1 protein-coding gene is annotated in these 554 nt (G+C 63.5%); it reads right to left on the bottom strand.

Features of this window, described 5'->3' with window-relative positions:
- The coding region (locus tag BQ17_RS10320; RefSeq protein ID WP_256091542.1) for a GTP-binding protein at positions 1-554 on the bottom strand (554 nt) is incomplete at both ends.

The raw sequence follows: 554 nt of genomic DNA, 5'->3' as shown, positions 1-554 counted from the left end.
GTGGTCTCTTTGATGCCGACGATTTCGACTTCTTCGCCAACCTTGATCACGCCGCGCTCGACCCGGCCGGTCACGACCGTGCCCCGACCGGAGATGGAGAAGACGTCTTCGATGGGCATCAGGTAGGGCTGGTCGATGTCGCGCTCGGGCTCCGGGATATAGCTGTCCATGGCGGCGATGAGCTGCTCGATGGATTGGGTGCCTTGCGCGCTGGCCTCGCCTTCCAGCGCTTTCAGCGCCGAGCCGGTGATGATGGGGGTGTCGTCACCGGGAAATTCGTAGCTGTCCAAGAGCTCGCGGACTTCCATCTCGACCAGTTCCAAGAGCTCTTCGTCGTCTACCATGTCGGCCTTGTTCAGGTAGACGACGATGTAGGGCACCCCGACCTGGCGCGCCAGCAGGATGTGCTCGCGGGTCTGGGGCATGGGTCCGTCGGCGGCGGAGACGACCAACACCGCCCCGTCCATCTGGGCCGCACCGGTGATCATGTTCTTCACGTAGTCGGCGTGGCCCGGACAGTCCACATGGGCATAGTGACGGGCGTCGCTCTCGTA

The organism is Candidatus Thiosymbion oneisti (assembly GCF_900092655.1).
GTDB classification, from domain to species: Bacteria; Pseudomonadota; Gammaproteobacteria; order Chromatiales; family Chromatiaceae; genus Thiosymbion; species Thiosymbion oneisti.
This window is presented reverse-complemented; position numbering and strand designations above follow the sequence as displayed.